Genomic DNA, 16,327 nt, shown 5'->3' with positions numbered 1-16,327 from the left:
GCCGCCACCATCGGCGCGCGGGCGCAATCCGGATAACGTTGAATGCACGTCCCCCCACTGCCCAGAGCCGGCCGGCTCGCCTCGCTGCTGCTGGCCCTGCTGGGTTTGTTGCTGATCAGCAGCCAATTGCTGGGCCGGCTGGATTTCTGGCTGTACGACGGTCTCACCCGCAGCAGATTCGATCACGGCGACCAGATCGGCATCACCGTGATCGCCATCGACGAGAAAAGCCTGGCCGAGCTGGGCCGCTGGCCGTGGCCGCGCGCCTACCACGCCCAGCTGCTAGACAAGCTGCACCACGCCCGCGCCGTCGGCCTGAACATCGCCATCGCCGAGCCGTCGACGCAGCCGGAAGCCGACCAACACCTGGCGCAGGCCATCCGCCGCAACGGCCGGGTCGTAGGTCCGGTATTTCCGGAGCTGCAAGGCCGGCGGCTGGTGGAAACCCGGCCGCTGCCGCAGTTGGCCCGCAACATGGCGGCCCTGGGCCATACCGACTTCGAACAAGACGACGACGGCATCATCCGCCGCGTCTATCTGCAAGCCGGCCTGGGCGCGCCCCGCTATCCGAGCTTCGCCGGCGCCGTCGCCTCCGTCGCCGACGGCTGTCGACGCGTCATCCCGCCGCCGGCCGCGCCCGGCCAGCCCTGGGTGCGCGCCGAAGCGGCGATGGTGCCGTTCGCCGGTGGCGAGCGCCCCTACCAGTTGGTGTCGTATTCCGACGCGCTCAACCACCTGTCGTCCGACAGCTTCGCCGGCCGCGTCGTGCTGATCGGCGCGACGGCCACCGGCCTCGGCGACAACCACCCGACGCCGATCTCCGCCAACAACCGCGGCATGTCCGGCGTCGAGATCAACGCCTTCCTGCTGCACGGCCTGATGGAAGGCCTGCGCGTCACGCCGCTGGAACCGCTGTGGAGAGCGCTGCTGGGCGCGCTGCTGCTGTTGCTGGCCGACTGGCGCCTGTCGCGCCAGACCGCGCCGTACCGGCTGCTGGGCAGTTATGCCGCCGCCGCGCTGGCCATCCCCTGCGCCTCGGCGCTGGCGCTGTACCTCGGACATGTCTGGCTGGGCGGCAGCGTCGCAGCGCTGCTGCTGATGATGGCCGGCGCGCTGCGCTTCGCCGCCGGCCAGACGCGGCTGCACGCGCTGGCGATGACCGATGGCCTGACCGGCCTCGCCAACCGCCGCAGCTTCGACGACACCTTCGCCTCCTCGCTGGCCGCGCACCAGCGCCGCCGCCGGCCGCTGGCCCTGATGATCATCGACCTCGACAACTTCAAGGGCTACAACGACCGCTACGGCCACTACGCCGGCGACGACGTGCTGCGGCGCACCGCCGACGCCTTGCGCCACTGCTTCGATCGCAAGGGCGAAATGGTGGCCAGGCTGGGCGGCGAGGAGTTCGGCGTCTTGCTGGAGAATTGCACGCCGGAAATGGCCATGGCCGCCGCCGAACGATTCTGTCGCTACCTGGCCGGCCTGGAACTGCCGCACGTCGCCAGTCCCTACGGCAAGGTCAGCTGCAGCGTCGGCGTCGCGGCCCGGCCGCCGCTGGCCGATACGCCGCGCAGCCTGTTCGAGGACGCCGACCACGCGCTGTACCTGGCCAAGGACCAGGGCCGCAACCGGGTGTGCGCGGCGCGGGCGCGCGAACGCAGGACGTAAAAAAACCGCCGGCGAGCCGGCGGTTCGTTAAAGCGGACAAGCGGAGCTCAACGGCGGCGGCGCGACACCAACCACAGCGTCCAGACGATCACGCCGGCGAAGAAGGCCGCCACCCAGAACGGCATGGTCATGCCGAGGAAGCGCCCCTGGATCTCGGCGCACTCGCCGCTGCCCTTCAGCACCTTGGACAGCACGTCCCACAGCGGGAACGACTCCATCAGAAACTCCAGGCCGGGCCCGCACTGCGGCACCTGGTCGGCCGGCAGGCTCTGCAGCCACAGCTGGCGCAGCGACACGCCGCTGCCGGCCAGCGCCGCCAGCACCGTCAGACCGCCCCAGACGCGCGCGCCGGCGCGTCCCGGATTATGCAGCGCGGCCAGCAAGGCGATCGCGCCGACCGCCATCACGCCGATGCGCTGCAGTATGCATAGCGGGCAAGGCTCCTGCCCCAGCTGGTATTGCGCGTACAGCGCGAACGCGATGGCGGTGGCGCAGGCGGCCGCCACCAGGAAAAACCCCTGTCTGTTCGTCATACTAAAACCCATCCCCCTAGGCTTTCTGGTTGTGTGCTGCGTGAACGCAGTGTAAACGAAAAAGCTGAGATTTTAGTACGCCGGCAAAGTTCCAAAAATCCCGCCAGCCTGCTGATGATCTTTTCGCAAGCGTCGCGGGGCGGATGCCGCGAAAGATCGCCGACAGGCGGTCAAAGCTCCAGAAACGCCCGGATCGCGTCCTTCTGCTGCAAGGTGTCGCGATAACCGAGCGCGATCAGTTCGCGACAGTAGCCGGGTTCGAACAACAGATAGGTGGCCAGCGCGGTGCCGCGCTGACGGGTGGCGCCGGTGCCCTTCATGATGAAGCGCAGTATCGGCGGGAACAATCGGGTATGGCGGTAGACGATGCCCTCCAGCGACTTGCTGGGATTGAGCTGGAAGATCTCCACCTTTTTCAGCAGGGTCCGGCTGGCCAGCTCCTCGCTGCTCTGCAGCAGCGACACGGTGTGGTTGATGCGACTGAGCCGCTCCATGTCCACCGCCATGCTGTCGATGAACACGCTGTTGAGCAGATGGCCGAAAATCTGCGCCGGCATCGGATAGGCGCCGGTATTGCGCCGTTCTATCAGGTCCGGCCGCTGGCTGGCCAGCCCGACGACGAACAGCTTTTCCGCGCCCAGATGCAGCGCCGGCGACAACGGCGACAGCTGGCGCACCGCGCCGTCGCAATAGAACTTCTCGCCTATCCGTACCGACGGGAAGATCAACGGTATCGCCGCGGTGGCCATCAGATGGTCCAGGCCGATACGCTCGCGTATCCCCAGCCGCTGATAGCGCTCCCACTCGCCCAATTGCTCCTGCCCCTGGAAGAAAGTCACCGACATGCCGGTGGTGTAGCAGGACGCGGTCAGCGCCAGCGCCTGCAGCGCGCCGCTTTCTATCGCCGGCTCGATGGCGTCGAACGGCATCGAGCGGCCCAGCGTCTCGCGCAGCGGCGCGTTGTCGAGAAAGCTTTGCGGATTGGGCCAGGCATGGCCGGCGCTCAGCAGCGAAATGCCGAAGTGCAGGAAGGTCTTGGCGAAGTAGCCGAAGCTGACGTCGTAGACGTCGCGGATGTGCAGCTGCTTCCACACCCGCGCCAGCGTGTTGACCGCCAGCTCGTAGTTCTCGGCGCCGGAAGCCAGCGCCACCGCGTTGATCGCGCCGGCCGAGGTGCCGCAAATGATGGGAAAGGGATTGTGCCTGGGATCGGGCAACAATCGGGCGATGCCCAGCAACACCCCCACCTGGTAGGCGGCGCGGCCCCCCCCGCCCGACAACACCAAACCGATTCTGCTCGGTCTGCCCATGCTCGTCTCTTTCTTATCGCCTTGTCAGTTCTATTTAGGCATAGTCAAAAAGACGAAGCGACGGCAAGCGCCGACGCCGGTTTAGCGCGTTTTCGCGCGCGCCGGGCCGCTGCCGGGGCCGGTTCTCAGAATCCCCCCGCCTGCAACAGGGCCCACAAATGCGCGGCCACCAGCGCGCGCCACGGCGAGAACGCGCTCAACCAGGCCTCCGCCTGCCGCTGGTCGGGCTTGTCGGCCATGCCCAGCACCATGCCCAGCGCCTTGCGCACCGCCACGTCGCCGTGCAGCGAACCATCCAGCCAGCCGTAGCCGCGCAGCAGCGCGTAGCTTACCGTCCACGGTCCGATGCCGGGCACCGCCAGCAGGCGCTCGGAGATCTCGTCAGCCGGCGTGCCGTCCAGCCAGCCGTCCAGCGGCAGCGAGCCGTCGGCCGCGCCCTGGCTCAGCGCCAGCAGCGCCCGGCTCTTGGCGCGCGAGAAACCGGCCTCGCCCAGCTGATCCGCCGTCAACGCCGCCAGCCTCGCCGCGTCTGGGTGGCACAGCAGGCCGGAGGAATGGCGGCAATCGCATAGCGCCAGCATGCGCCGCCGTATCGTCACGGCCGCCGCCACGCTGATCTGCTGGCCGGTGATGGCCCAGGCCAGCGCCTCGAACGGCGTGGCCGTCTGCGGCACCCTGAGGCCGGCGCGCGCGGCGATCAAGCCGCCGAGCGCCGGATGGCCGCGATACCGGCTCTCGAACGCGTCCACCGGCTGGTTCAGGCCCAGCATGCGCCGGCCCATGTCCCGCAGTTCGCCGGCCTCCCCCGCCGCGCCGTCGACTTCCAGCCGCAGCGCGGCGAGGCCGGGCCGGAAACGCAGGTCGAGACTGGCCGGCAGGCCCCGCCACAACAGTCCCTTCTTCAGGCCGTCGTCGTCGACCCGCTCGGCCAGCCGCTCGCCGTCGCGGCGATGAAAGGCCAGGATGTCCTGCGGCCGGAAGCCCGCCGGCAGCGGAATGGTGCAATCAAGAACGGACATCGTCAGCGAGCCTTGCGAAAAGTGAGGTTGACGCGGCGTCCGCCCAGCAGCGGATGCTCGCCCGGCTTGACCGGCCGCACGCCGTGGAAGCGCATCCGGTCCGGACCGCCCCACACCAGCACGTCGCCATGCCGCAGCAGCATCGCGGCGGCCGGATCGGCGCGGCGCGTCCCGCCAAGCAGGAACACCGCCGGCAAGCCCAGCGACACCGACACGATGGGCGCGGAGAAGTCGCGCTCGTCCTTGTCCTGGTGCAGACCCATCCGGGCGCCGGGCAGATAGCAGTTGATCAGACAGGCGTCGGGATCGAAACCTGGAAAGCCGGCCGCCTCCGCCGCGCCCCGGGCCAGCGCCCTCAGCGCGGCCGGCATCGCCGGCCAGGCCTCGCCGCTGTCGGGATCGACGGCGGAATAGCGGTAGCCGCGGCGGTCGGACACCCAGCCCCAGTCGCCGCAGCTGGTGGTGGTCACCGACATCGCCTGCCCGCCCGGCGTGGCCATGGAACGCGGCGGCGAGCGCCGCGCCACCTCGTCCACCGCCGCGAGCAGGCGCGCGTCGTCGGCGCAGGCCCAGCCGTGCAACAGCACGGTGCCGGCCGCCAGCCGCTCGGCCCAGGGGCCGTCGTCCGGCGCGAACAGGCTGCCGCTCACTCGCCGCCGGCCACCATCATGGAACCGATCAGCACCGAGCCCATGCGGCGGCCGCCGCGGTCCAGCACATCGGTGCCGATGGCCTCGATATTGAGGAACATCTCGCGCAGATTGCCCGCGACGGTGATTTCCTCGACCGGATAGGCGATCACGCCGTTCTCGACCCAGAAGCCGGCCGCGCCGCGCGAGTAGTCGCCGGTGACGGTGTTGACGCCCTGGCCCAGCAGCTCGGTCACCAGCAGGCCGGTGCCCATCTGCGCCAACAGCTCGGCGAAGCTTTCTCCGGTGGAGTGGACCACCAGATTGTGCGCGCCGCCGGCGTTGCCGGTGGTCTGCATGCCCAGCTTGCGCGCCGAATAGCTGCCGAGCAGATAGCCCTGCAGCACGCCGCCGTCGACCAGCCGGCGCGACTGCGTCGCCACCCCCTCGTTGTCGAAGGCGCCGCTGGCCAGGCCGCGCAGCAGCAGCGGATCCTCGTCTATCGTCACCAGATCGGCCATCACCGGCTTGCCCAGCGAGTCGAGCAGGAAGGAAGACTTGCGGTACAGGCTGCCGCCGCTGACGGCGGCGGTCAGATGGCCCAGCAGCGACATCGCCACCGGCGCTTCGAACAACACCGGATACTGGCCGGTCTTGACGCGGCGCGAGCCCAGCCGCCTCACCGTCCGCTCGCCGGCCAGACGGCCGACCTCCTCCACCGCGACCAGATCGTCGCGGTGACGGGCGGCGGTATACCAGTAGTCGCGCTGCATCGCGCCGTCGGCCTCGGCCACCACCGCGGCCGACAGGCTGTGGCGGCTGCTGGCGAAACCGCCGCTGAAACCGTTGCTGTTGGCGTAGACGAACTGGTTGGCCTGCACCGACACGCTGGCGCCTTCGGAGTTGCGGATGCGGGCGTCGACCGCGCGCGCGGCGTCCTCGCAACGGCGCGCCAGCGCTATCGCCTCCTCCACCGGCAACTGCCACGGATGGAACAGGTCGAGGTCGGGCAGATCGTCGGCCAGCAGTTGCGGATCGGCCAGGCCGGCGCAGTCGTCCTCGGCGGTGTAGCGCGCGATGTCCAGCGCGGCGCGCACGGTGTCGGACAGCGCCTCGTCGGAGAAGTCGGAGGTATTGGCGTGGCCTTTGCGCTGTCCCAGATAGACGGTGACGCTGACGCCCTTGTCCTGGTTGTACTCTATGGTCTCCACCTCGGACAGACGCACGCTGACGGTCTGGCCTACGCCCTCGGAAACATCGGCCTCGGCGGCGCTGGCGCCATGCTGACGCGCCAGCTCAAGCACTCGGGCGGCGACGCCGTCCAGGGTGTCGGGACTGAAACTGAATGTCTTATCTGCCATAGTATCTTTCGGAACGTGGAAACGGCCGGCGGCCTTTTCCGGTATCATACCAGCCTTGAAAACCGAGTGAGACCTAGCAACAATGACCGACTACCAGAACGACGACGATGGTTTCGTCAGCAAGTCCCAGCGCAAGCGCGACATGGATGCGCTGCAGGATCTGGGTAGCGAACTGGTCGAGCTGTCCAAGGATACGCTGAAGAAAATGGCGCTGCCGGAGGATTTGCTGTCCGCGCTGCTGGAACACAAGCGCCTGACCGCCCACGGCGCCATCCGCCGCCAGCTGCAGTACATCGGCAAACTGATGCGCAATATCGATCCCGAGCCCATCCAGCAGTACCTGCAGATCCTCAAGGGCGAATCTTCCGAGCACATCGCCTGGCAGAAGCTGCTGGAGCGCTGGCGCGACAAGCTGATGGCCGACGACGCCAACCAGCCGCTGTTCCTGCAAAGCTTCCCCGAGACCGACCCCAAGCAGCTGCATTCGCTGGTGCGCCAGTCGCGCAAGGAAAAGCAGGACAACAAGCCGCCGAAGGCCTTCCGCCAGCTGTACCAGCTGATCAAGGAACAGATCCCCGAGCCGGGCAAGCCGCGCATCTGGCAAAAGGACGAGGAAGAGGACGGCGAGTGATGCTGAAGATAGGCCTGGTTTCCATTTCCGACCGCGCGAGCCAGGGCGTCTACGACGACAAGGGCCTGCCGGCGCTGCGCGACTGGCTGGCCCGCGCCGTCTCCACGCCGTTCGAGACGGTGGACAGGCTGATCCCGGACGAGCAGCCGGGCATAGAGGCGGCGCTCAGGGCGCTGGTCGACGACGAGGGCTGCCAGCTGGTGCTGACCACCGGCGGCACCGGCCCGGCGCCGCGCGACGTGACGCCGGACGCGACGCTGGCGGTGGCCGACCGGGTGATGCCCGGCTTCGGCGAGCAGATGCGCCAGATCAGCCTGCGCTTCGTCCCCACCGCCATCCTGTCCCGCCAGGTCGGCGTGATCCGCAAGCAGAGCCTGATCCTCAATCTGCCGGGCCAGCCCAAGGCGATACAGGAAACGCTGGAAGGCCTGCGCGGCGCCGACGGCAAGGTGGAGACGCCGGGCATCTTCGCCGCCGTGCCCTATTGCCTGGACCTGATAGGCGCGCCCTATATCGAAACCGACGAGGCGGTGGTCAAGGCCTTCCGCCCGAAGTCCGCCATCAAGCCGGCGCCATGAGCTACCGCGCCCCGCGCTGGCTGCGCGGCGGCCACGCCCAGACCATCTGGCCGGCGCTGGCCGTCAAGCAGGACGCCCCGCCCTACCGCCGCGAGCTGTGGGATACGCCGGACGGCGCCCGCATCGCGCTGGATTTCGTCGACGGCCAACCCGGCGCGCCGCTGGTGGTCTTGTTTCACGGCTTGGAAGGCAGCAGCGCCAGCCACTACGCCAAGGCGCTGATGCAAGCGGTGGCCGCGCGCGGCTGGCACGGCGCGGTATCGCATTTCCGCGGCTGCGGCGGCGTCGACAACCCGCTGCCGCGCGCCTACCACGCCGGCGACGCCGCCGAGGTGCGCTGGATACTGCAACGGCTGTCCGGCCGCTTCGCCGCCATCGCCACCGTCGGCGTGTCGCTGGGCGGCAGCATGCTGCTGAACTATCTGGCGGAAGAAGGCGCGACCGCCCTGCCCCGGGCCGCCGCCGCGGTGTCGGCGCCGCTGGACCTGGTGGCCGCCAGCACCCGGCTGGACCGCGGCCTCGGCAAACTGTTGTACACCCGCATGTTCATGGACACGCTGAAGCCGAAGGCGATGGCCTCGCTGCAACGACATCCGGACCTGTTCGACGCCGGCCGGCTGCGCCGCGCCCGCACCTTCATCGAGTTCGACGATCTGGTCACCGCGCCCATCCACGGCTTCGGCACCGCGCTCAACTACTGGACCCAGGCCAGCAGCAAACCCAAGCTCGCCCGCATCGTCCGTCCCACGCTGCTGCTGAACGCCCGCAACGATCCCTTCCTGCCGGAAAGCGCGCTGCCGGACGCCGCTCAGGTATCGGCGGCGGTAACGCTGGACTTCCCCAGCGACGGCGGCCACGTCGGCTTCGCCACCGGGCCGTTCCCGGGCCGCATAGACTGGCTGCCCCAGCGGCTGCTGGCCTTCCTCGCCCCCCATCTGGAATCCTGAATCGACGCGCGGGCGCCGCTCGCGGCGTACACTGATCGAAAACGACGACAAGGAAGCCCCATGCGCAATCTGCTGCTCGCCTGCTGTCTGACCCTGCTGGCCGGCTGCACCACGATGGCCAGCCGCCTCAACGGTTCGCTGACGCCTCCGCCGGGCCAGGCCTACGCCATCGTCTCGCTGGTCGGCAAGGCCTTCGACCCCGACCGCGCCACCATAGGCCTGGCCGTCAGCGACGCCGGCGGGCGGGTCGTCGCCCAGAACGCCGCCAGCCTGATCACCGACACCGTGTTCGGCGAGGAAGGCATGTCGCCGGTCGAGGGCAAACTGGTGTTGATGACGCTGCCGCCGGGCGACTACCGCGTCTCCGGCGCCTGGGGCCACTGGAGCGACGACGGCGTGTTCGGCCCCGATCTGCGGATGCGGCAATTCCCGCTGAACGCGCCCTTCCATCTGGACGCCGGGGAAACCGTCTATCTCGGCCAGGTGCTGGTGGAAATGTCCTTCCTGCCGGAAGTCAGGCTGGGCGACGAGCGGCGCCGCGATTTCGGCCATATGCGCCGGGTCTGGAAAGTAGAGGATCTGAGCCGGGTGAAGGTCCGCCCGCTGGCGGCGCCGGCCGCGACGGGCCATTGATCAGGGCTTGTACCACAGCTTGTACAGATAGGCGGGCTTGATCGCCGCCGTAGCCGCCGCCACCGCCTCCTGCACCTGGAAGGCCGACTGGCGACTGTCGCGCAGCAGCGGATCGACATAGGGCGGACCGTCCAGCTTGCGCAGCGCGGCCACCTTGGGCGTATTGGCCTTGTCTCCGCGGTGGGTGACCACCGCCACCTCGTTGCTGGCCAGCCGCACGAAGCTGCCCGGCGGATAGATGCCCATCTCCTTCACCAGCAGCGACACGTGCTGCGGCGGGAAATGCCCCAGCTCGCCGCGAAACAGGCTGCCCAACACCAGCGCCGGCAATTGGGGCTGCGGCTGATGCACGCAGCCGCACACCAGGTCCACCATCTGCAGCAGCAGCGCGTCGGCGTCGATCTCGTCGCCGGCCAGACCCAGCGGGTAGCCGCTGCCGTCCTGCTGCTCGTGCTGCTGCTGCACCAGCAGATGCCAGTGCTCGTCCAGCACGCCGGCCTCGCGCAGCATCGCCGAACCCAGCGCCGGATGCGCGAACATCGCCTCCTGCTGCGCCAGGTCCATCGGCGCGCTCTGGCCCACCAACTGGTTCAGCAAGCCGGTAACCGCCAGATTCATGCTCAGGGCCGCCCCCAACACCGGCCGCAGTTCGGCGTCGGCCAGCGCCAGCCGGCGCCCCAGCACCGCCAGCACCGCCGCCACGTGGACGCTCTGCGCGCTGCCTATGTCCTGATACGGCAACAGGAAGACGCTGGCCAGCACGCCGTCCGGATGGCGCCGGCTCAAGGCCAGCAAGGCTTCCACCATGTCCAGCAGGCTGGCCTGCAGATCGCGCACCGCCAGACCGTGCTGCAGCACGCCCTCGGCCCGGCGCAGCAAAAAGGCCATCTCCTGCAGCGGATTGGCGCTGTTGCGCTGCTGCGCCACCTCCTTTTCCCGCTGCGCCGCGCGCTCCAGCCGCTCGCGCTCCAGCCTGGCCTCCACCTCGCCGCTTTCGCCATGGCCCAGCCGCGCCAGACGGTCGCGCTGGTCCTCGGTCAGCACATAGTGGCCCTTGCGCAACAACAGCACGCCGTTCTTGGCATAGACGTCCACCGGCGTCCGCTGGCCCGGCCGTAGAAAATTGCGCGGCAGTTTTACCTTTGGAGACGAATCCGTCATATTTCACTAGCTGAGGTTGCGCCGGCGGAATACCGGCAAATCTTTCAATCCCGCTTATCGCGGCCTTCGCGATTCATTCAAGTATTGCACAGATGGCGCCCGCCACCAGGCCGCGCCCCACCCACTTGGAGATCCCCGACATGTCCGACAGCAGCCAAGCGATGAACCGCCGCCACTTCCTGGCAGGCGCCGGCAGCATCGGCTTCGCCCTGGCCGTGCAGCCCATCGCCGCCGGCACCATCATCACCGACAGCCAGTCGCTGGAGACCGGCGCGCCCGCGATCGACACCGGCAGCGGCGCGATGCCCGGCTACTACGCCAGGCCGGCCAAGGCCGAAGGCCCGTTGCCGCTGGTGATCGTGATCCAGGAAATCTTCGGCGTGCACGAGCACATCCGCGACCTGTGCCGCCGGCTGGCCAAGCAAGGCTATCTGGCGGTGGCGCCCGAGCTTTATTTCCGCCACGGCGACCCGGCCAAGATCGCCGACATCGACACCCTGGTTCGCGATCTGGTGTCCAAGGTGCCGGACAGCGAGGTGCAGAGCGATCTCGACGCCACCTGGCGCTGGGCCGGCGCCCACGGCGCCGATCTTGCGCGCGCCGCCGTCACCGGCTTCTGCTGGGGCGGCCGCCAGACCTGGCTGTACGCCGCCCGCAACCGGCAACTGAAGGCCGCCGCGGCCTGGTACGGCAAGGTGGAGGGCCCGGTCAACACCATCACGCCGCGCCACCCGCTGGACATCGCCGCCGAGCTGACGGTTCCGGTGCTGGGCCTGTATGGCGCGCAAGACCAGAGCATTCCGCTGGCCTCGCTGGAAAAGATGAAGGCGGCGCTGCACAAGGCCGGCGGCGACGACGACATCCTGATCTATCCGGACGCCGGCCACGGCTTCAACGCCGACTACCGTCCGAGCTACAACGCGCGTGACGCCGTAGACGCCTGGCAGAAGATGCTGGACTGGTTCGCCCGCCACGGCGCGCGCTGAGCGCGGGTGGCCGTTCAACGGCCGCCCACCATTTCCCTCACCTCCAGCCGGGCCCGCGCCACCTGATTGAACAACTGCAGCCACTCCGGATGGAACTGGCGCTCCGAGGCGTTCAGTTCCGCCACCGCGCGCAGCATCGAGCGGCGCTGGCCCTGTTGCGCGTGCTTCAGCGTCACCGCCTCGAAAGCGTCGACCAGCGCCAGCACGCAGGCGCCGTCGCAGATCGCCTCGCTGCGCAGGCCGTCCGGATAACCGCCGCCGTCCTGCGTCTCGTGGTGCTGCAACACCATGCGCGCTGCCTCCTCCCAACCCGGCATCCGCGCCAGCAATCCGCCGGCCCAACCCGGATGCGCGGCCATCTGGCGCCGCTCCTCGTCGCCCAGCCGGCCGGCGCGCAGCCACAGCGCCTCCGGCAGCAGCATCATGCCGATATCGTGCATATACACCGCGGCGGCCAGCTGATCGACGTTGACCGGCCGCTCCGCCAGCCGGTTGATGTCCAACGCCAGCGCCAGATTGCGCTCGGTGCGCCCGCCGAAGGCCGGCAGCCGGTATTCCAGCTGCATCGCCAGCGTACGGAAGAACTGCAGGTCGGCGAAACGATGCCCCCCCAGCCCCTGCGCCGAGCCGACTGGCGGCGCCGCCGGCGCCGCCGACGTGCCCATCATCCTCGCCACCAGCCGGGCACAGGCCGACGGCACTTCGTCGGCCGGCAAGTCCGGCAGTTTTTCCAGCGCCGTCCGCAACGAATCCAACTGCAGATCGTCCAGCGGTTCGCCATAGGCCAGCGCGTCCAGCACCAGCACCAGCCGGTCCAGCACCAGCAACAGCACATCGCCGATCACTTCCTGGTAGCTCAGCTCCTTCTTGCGGATTCGATCCAGCAAGGTTTCCAGCGCATGGGCGTAGGGTTCGACGAAAAACACCTGGCACAGGCTGGCGTCGCCCTTGATGCTGTGCAGGATGCGAAACAGCTGGGCGACCTTTTCGGTGTCGCCGCCGCCATCCCCCATATGGCATACCAACTGCTCCAGTTGCGGCGCATAATCAGACACCGCGTCGCGGAAATCCTGGAATCCCATCGGATCTATGATTTCCGGCACTATCGACTGCGTAAGCATGGTTGCGTTCTCCGTCGGCTTGCCATGCTCCCAGTATATGCAACCAGCAGTCGTCCGCACGCCGTTGAGGCGCCATCCCGCGCGTATTCGATCTCCAAGCCCTAAAATGTGAATGTCCTGTCCAAAGGTATTAAGGATTCGTAAAAACAGCCAATTCCTACAGAAAACGCTTGCCATGAGCCGAAACTAGAGGCACTATGCCTCCCGCAGGATGCTCAAGTTGTGGATGTGTAGTTGTCGTAGTGGCATAGGCCGTACCTCAGTCGCCATTTCCCTTGATCTTCGTGCCTTTTATTCAACTGCTCGTTTTGAGGATTTAACAAAATGGCAACCGGTACCGTTAAGTGGTTTAACGACTCCAAAGGTTTTGGCTTCATCACCCCGGACGAAGGCGGCGACGACGTATTTGCTCACTTCTCCCAGATCAACGCCAAAGGCTTCCGCACCCTGGCTGAAAACCAGCGCGTGAGCTTCGACATCGTCGATGGCCCGAAAGGCAAGCAAGCCTCCAACATCCAGCCGGTGTAATCTCCCAGCGAGACCATCGACAAGATGAAAACCCGGACTCGTCCGGGTTTTTTGCATTCCGCCCTCCGGGCCGCCGTCCCATCCCTCAGCGAAGCCGCCAATGTCCGACAACCATGAAACCGTGATCGCCGCCACCCGCGAATGGGTGGAGAAAGCCGTGATCGGCCTCAATCTGTGCCCGTTCGCCAAGTCGGTGTACGTGAAGAACCAGGTGCGCATCCAGGTCAGCGAGGCCGCCAGTCCGCAACAACTGGCCGAAGAACTGGCCATGGAGCTGAAGCTGCTGGCCGACACCGACCCGCAGGAGATCGACACCACGCTGCTGGTGCATCCGGGCACGCTGACCCGCTTCCTCGATTTCAACGAATTCCTCGACATCGCCGACGCCATGGTCGACGAGCTGGAACTGGACGGCGTGATCCAGGTGGCGAGCTTCCATCCGAAGTTCCAGTTTGAAGGCACCGGCGTCAACGATATCGACAACTACACCAACCGTTCTCCGTACCCGACGCTGCACCTGATCCGCGAAGCCAGCATAGATCGCGCGGTGGAAGCGTTTCCGGAGGCCGAGGCCATCTACGAGCGCAATATCGAGACGCTGCAGAAGCTGGGCCTGGCCGGCTGGAAGGCGATGTTCGCGCCCAAGCCGGAGTGATTGCCCGCCGACACGCAAAAAAAAGCGCAGCTCTCGGCTGCGCTTTTTTCTTGCCGGCCAGTCCGGCTCAGCTCGGGTGTCGACCCCGCTTGTCCGCATAGAAGGCGCGTATCCTGGGCATGTCGGCCTCGATGTCGCCGGTGGGCTCGAACATCGGGCCGAAGCCGCCTTCCTTGCGGCCATAATCCAGATAAGCCAGCCCGATCGGCACGCCCGCCCCGCAGGCGATGTGGTAGAAGCCGGTCTTCCATTCCGTCACCGCCTTGCGCGTGCCCTCCGGCGGAATCGCCACCACCAGTCGTTCGCTATCCTGGAAGCGCGTCACCATCTGCTGCACCAGCGAATTGTTTTGGTGGCGCACCACCGGAATGCCGCCCAGCCAGCGCATCACCGGCCCCATCGGTCCCTTGAACAAGGTGTGCTTGCCCATCCAGTAGATTTTGGCCCGCGCGGCGAAGCACAGGCCCAGCGTGATCGGAAAATCCCAGTTGCTGGTATGCGGCGCGCCTATCATCACGTACTTGTCCAACGACGGGAATTCGCCCTTCAGCTTCCAGCCGCTCAATTTCAGCAGCACGATGGACAGACAGCGGAACAGGTCGCGGATGACGGGGGTGTCGAAAATGGTGAAATGCATGGCGGCCCTGGCAACTGCGCCGTCCCCACGCGCACGGACGCTCGGCGCGCCCCAGCGGTCGGGGCCAGCGCCAAACTCGTGGAAAGCGCTGAATGTACTAAATACATTATTAACAGTAAAGCTTATTCTCCCCGGCCGCGCTGAACATAACAATCGGTAACATAGCAAGCGGAACTGTCGCCGTGGATCTTTGCCCAATCCCTCATGTTCCACACATGCCCGTAGGACCGAACATGAATACGAATACCAGCAAGTCCAGCCGCAAGCTGGCCGTCGCCGGACTCGCCGCTCTCACCTTGTTGTCCGGTTGCGCCAATATGTCCCATCGTCAGCAGAACACCGCCATCGGCGCAGTCGGCGGCGCGGTGCTCGGCTCCGTCCTCACCGGCGGCAGCGCCATCGGCACCGTAGGCGGCGCGGCCGTCGGCGGCGTGATCGGTCATCAGACCGGCCATCGCTAAACGCAGCAGCGCATCGGAGCCAGCCCAGCGCTGGCTCTTTTGTTTTGCGGCGGCCGACCCTATCATCGTCGGCATCGTCCCCCACCAGGCCATGTCATGACCGCGTCCATGAATTGGGAGAGCCTGCTCTCCACCCGCCGCTTCAAGATCATCCAGGGCGAAGTCAAGGAAACCCGCACGCCGGCTACTCAGGAGGGCGGCTCCGGGCTACGCACCGATTTTCACATCGACCACGACCGCGTGGTGTTTTCCAGCGCCTTCCGCCGGCTGGGCCGCAAGACCCAGGTGCACCCGCTAGCGCGCCACGACCATACCCACAACCGGCTGACCCACAGTGTGGAAGTGGCCAGCGTCGGCCGCAGCCTGGGCAACCGCGTCGGCGTGATGCTGGAGCACGCCGAGCTGCTGCCTGCCGGCTATACCCCGCACGACATCGGCGCCGTGGTGCAGGTGGCCTGCCTGGCGCACGACATCGGCAACCCGCCGTTCGGCCATACCGGCGAGGACGCGCTGCGCGACTGGTTCCGCGACGAGCGCAACGCCCGTTGGCTGGCCGGGCTCAGCGACGCCGAGATCCGCGACGTGCAGACCTACGAGGGCAACGCCCACGGTCTCAGGATGCTGGCGACGCTGGAGATGTACAACGGCGAGGGCGGCATGCGCCTAACCTCCGCCACCCTGGGCACGCTGATCAAATACCCGTGGACAGCCGACGCCCCGCCGGCCTACGAGCGCGACAAGTTCAACCTCTACCGCACCGAGCTGCCCTACTTCGAGCGGGTGGCCGAAGAGCTGGGCCTGCTGCGCCAGGGACCGCTGCAATGGAGCCGCCATCCGCTGTCCTATCTGATGGAGGCCGCCGACGACATCTGCTACGCGATACTGGACCTGGAAGACGCGGTGGAGATCGGCATTCTCGATTTCAAGGAGTTCGAAACGCTGTTCTCCGGCTTCTCCGAACACGAACGCGTCTGGGGCGTGCACGACATCCGCCAGAAATGCGGCACGCTGCGCGGCGTGGCCATAGGCCGCTGCGTGACCGAGGTGGCCGAGAAATTCATGGTGCACCATCCGTCGCTGCTGCGCGGCGAATTCCCGGCCAAGGACCTGATCAATCTATGCGAACCGGCGGTGCAGAACGCGTTGCTGCAGGCGAAAGAGCTGGCCAGCACCAAGGTGTACCGCCACCGCACCAAGCTGGTCACCGAACTGGCCTCCTACCCCTGCATCGCCACGATACTGAACGCGCTGGTGCCGGCGGTGCACGCCTTCGTCACCCGGGAGAGCAAGGAGCTGACGCCGCGCGAGCACCTGGCGATGGGCCTGCTGGAAGGCCATATTCAAACCGGAGACAGCCTGTACCAGGCCTATATGAAGGTGCTGGACTTCGTCGGCGCCATGACCGACAACTACGCCGCCAATCTGGCGCGCGAGTTGTCCGGCGTCGGCATCCTGTAATGGATAGCGAA

18 protein-coding genes are annotated in these 16,327 nt (G+C 67.2%); 10 read left to right on the top strand and 8 right to left on the bottom strand.

The genetic code is table 11. The features are described 5' to 3' along the window. The first annotated feature begins 42 nt into the window (after nucleotides 1-42). The gene (locus CXB49_RS05500) at nucleotides 43-1,668 is read left to right on the top strand and encodes a CHASE2 domain-containing protein (RefSeq protein ID WP_101707472.1); all 1,626 of its coding nucleotides are present in this window, start codon (nucleotides 43-45) and stop codon (nucleotides 1,666-1,668) included. Nucleotides 1,669-1,715: 47 nt separating this feature from the next. Here CXB49_RS05500 and CXB49_RS05495 read toward each other — a convergent pair whose 3' ends face one another. The 5 genes from CXB49_RS05495 to pmbA form a co-directional block, all read right to left on the bottom strand. Continuing rightward, nucleotides 1,716-2,201: a disulfide bond formation protein B gene (locus tag CXB49_RS05495; RefSeq protein ID WP_233492948.1), complete on the bottom strand. Its 486-nt coding sequence runs from the start codon at nucleotides 2,199-2,201 to the stop codon at nucleotides 1,716-1,718. Between the two features lie 170 nt (nucleotides 2,202-2,371). After that, a complete protein-coding gene (locus CXB49_RS05490; protein WP_101707470.1) occupies nucleotides 2,372-3,511 on the bottom strand; it encodes a patatin-like phospholipase family protein in 1,140 nt (379 codons plus the stop codon). Between the two features lie 125 nt (nucleotides 3,512-3,636). Further along, nucleotides 3,637-4,530 carry a DNA-3-methyladenine glycosylase gene (locus CXB49_RS05485; RefSeq protein WP_101707469.1) on the bottom strand — a complete coding sequence of 298 codons (894 nt, stop codon included), beginning with the start codon at nucleotides 4,528-4,530 and terminating at the stop codon, nucleotides 3,637-3,639. A gap of 2 nt (nucleotides 4,531-4,532) precedes the next feature. Continuing rightward, nucleotides 4,533-5,180, bottom strand: coding sequence for a DNA oxidative demethylase AlkB (alkB, locus tag CXB49_RS05480; protein ID WP_101707468.1), 648 nt, complete (start codon nucleotides 5,178-5,180; stop codon nucleotides 4,533-4,535). After that, entirely contained in the window at nucleotides 5,177-6,520 is a 1,344-nt protein-coding gene (pmbA, locus tag CXB49_RS05475) for a metalloprotease PmbA (RefSeq protein WP_101710619.1), read from the bottom strand. Before pmbA ends, alkB begins: the two co-directional genes overlap by 4 nt. 82 nt (nucleotides 6,521-6,602) lie before the next feature. On the opposite strand from pmbA, the gene yjgA reads away from it, so the two are divergent. From yjgA to CXB49_RS05455, 4 genes are read left to right on the top strand one after another with little or no spacing between them, the layout of a single operon-like run. Continuing rightward, nucleotides 6,603-7,151 (top strand): ribosome biogenesis factor YjgA, encoded by a 549-nt coding sequence (gene yjgA, locus CXB49_RS05470; protein WP_101707467.1) that lies wholly within the window; start codon nucleotides 6,603-6,605, stop codon nucleotides 7,149-7,151. Further along, the gene (gene mog / locus CXB49_RS05465) at nucleotides 7,151-7,729 is read left to right on the top strand and encodes a molybdopterin adenylyltransferase (RefSeq protein WP_101707466.1); all 579 of its coding nucleotides are present in this window, start codon (nucleotides 7,151-7,153) and stop codon (nucleotides 7,727-7,729) included. Before yjgA ends, mog begins: the two co-directional genes overlap by 1 nt. Then, nucleotides 7,726-8,676, top strand: a complete 951-nt coding sequence (locus CXB49_RS05460) for a YheT family hydrolase (RefSeq protein ID WP_101707465.1) — start codon at nucleotides 7,726-7,728, stop codon at nucleotides 8,674-8,676. The genes mog and CXB49_RS05460 overlap by 4 nt, the downstream gene beginning before the upstream one ends. Nucleotides 8,677-8,736: 60 nt before the next feature. Continuing rightward, the gene (locus tag CXB49_RS05455) at nucleotides 8,737-9,309 is read left to right on the top strand and encodes a hypothetical protein (protein WP_101707464.1); all 573 of its coding nucleotides are present in this window, start codon (nucleotides 8,737-8,739) and stop codon (nucleotides 9,307-9,309) included. Here the strand turns inward: CXB49_RS05455 and CXB49_RS05450 are convergent, their stop codons facing one another. Next, nucleotides 9,310-10,404, bottom strand: a complete 1,095-nt coding sequence (locus CXB49_RS05450) for an HD-GYP domain-containing protein (protein WP_233492947.1) — start codon at nucleotides 10,402-10,404, stop codon at nucleotides 9,310-9,312. It abuts the gene before it with no gap. Nucleotides 10,405-10,610: 206 nt separating this feature from the next. Between CXB49_RS05450 and CXB49_RS05445 the strand changes: the two genes are divergently transcribed. Then, entirely contained in the window at nucleotides 10,611-11,456 is an 846-nt protein-coding gene (locus CXB49_RS05445; RefSeq protein ID WP_101707462.1) for a dienelactone hydrolase family protein, read from the top strand. Between the two features lie 14 nt (nucleotides 11,457-11,470). Here CXB49_RS05445 and CXB49_RS05440 read toward each other — a convergent pair whose 3' ends face one another. Further along, a complete protein-coding gene (locus CXB49_RS05440; RefSeq protein WP_158300623.1) occupies nucleotides 11,471-12,577 on the bottom strand; it encodes an HD-GYP domain-containing protein in 1,107 nt (368 codons plus the stop codon). A 324-nt stretch (nucleotides 12,578-12,901) separates the two neighbouring features. On the opposite strand from CXB49_RS05440, the gene CXB49_RS05435 reads away from it, so the two are divergent. Next, the gene (locus CXB49_RS05435; protein ID WP_043626664.1) at nucleotides 12,902-13,105 is read left to right on the top strand and encodes a cold-shock protein; all 204 of its coding nucleotides are present in this window, start codon (nucleotides 12,902-12,904) and stop codon (nucleotides 13,103-13,105) included. Between the two features lie 100 nt (nucleotides 13,106-13,205). Further along, nucleotides 13,206-13,760 carry a DUF1415 domain-containing protein gene (locus tag CXB49_RS05430; RefSeq protein ID WP_101707460.1) on the top strand — a complete coding sequence of 185 codons (555 nt, stop codon included), beginning with the start codon at nucleotides 13,206-13,208 and terminating at the stop codon, nucleotides 13,758-13,760. Between the two features lie 67 nt (nucleotides 13,761-13,827). On the opposite strand, the gene CXB49_RS05425 is transcribed toward CXB49_RS05430, so the two are convergent. Further along, nucleotides 13,828-14,397, bottom strand: coding sequence for a lysophospholipid acyltransferase family protein (locus tag CXB49_RS05425; RefSeq protein ID WP_233492946.1), 570 nt, complete (start codon nucleotides 14,395-14,397; stop codon nucleotides 13,828-13,830). A gap of 233 nt (nucleotides 14,398-14,630) precedes the next feature. Between CXB49_RS05425 and CXB49_RS05420 the strand changes: the two genes are divergently transcribed. After that, entirely contained in the window at nucleotides 14,631-14,858 is a 228-nt protein-coding gene (locus tag CXB49_RS05420; protein ID WP_101707459.1) for a glycine zipper 2TM domain-containing protein, read from the top strand. A gap of 96 nt (nucleotides 14,859-14,954) precedes the next feature. Beyond that, the gene (locus CXB49_RS05415; RefSeq protein ID WP_199406786.1) at nucleotides 14,955-16,316 is read left to right on the top strand and encodes a deoxyguanosinetriphosphate triphosphohydrolase; all 1,362 of its coding nucleotides are present in this window, start codon (nucleotides 14,955-14,957) and stop codon (nucleotides 16,314-16,316) included. Nucleotides 16,317-16,327 lie beyond the last annotated feature (11 nt).

Source organism: Chromobacterium sp. ATCC 53434, assembly GCF_002848345.1.
Lineage (GTDB): Bacteria > Pseudomonadota > Gammaproteobacteria > Burkholderiales > Chromobacteriaceae > Chromobacterium.
This window is presented reverse-complemented; position numbering and strand designations above follow the sequence as displayed.